This is a genomic window from Kitasatospora sp. MBT66 (assembly GCF_000710405.2).
Lineage (GTDB): Bacteria > Actinomycetota > Actinomycetes > Streptomycetales > Streptomycetaceae > Kitasatospora > Kitasatospora purpeofusca.
In genome coordinates, this window is record NZ_JAIY01000012.1 from 81,544 (window position 1) to 81,900 (window position 357).

Consider the following 357-nt stretch of genomic DNA (forward strand, 5'->3'; position numbering starts at 1 on the left):
TCCGCTTTGCCTCCGGCCGGGCGCCCCGTGCCTTCGACGGACGCTGTCTGCCACCCATGACCGCTCCTTCTCCTGTGCTGTCCCGTGCTGTCCGGTGCTGCCGTCCTCCACCCCCTGGTGGATCGCTCCGCGATCACACAATCACTATCAGTGACCGGACGGACGGGAAGCCCCGACTCGCCGGGCCGCCCGGACCGCACCCGGCGCGCGGGCGCCGCCGCGCGCCGGGGCGACTCCGGCGCACCACGGCACGCAGGCGCGCCCGGCGCCTCCGCCGTGACGCCGTGGACACGCTCCGCACACAGCCGTGTACCATCGGCGATCGGTACGGCGCCCCGCCGCGCGCCGACCCGGCCC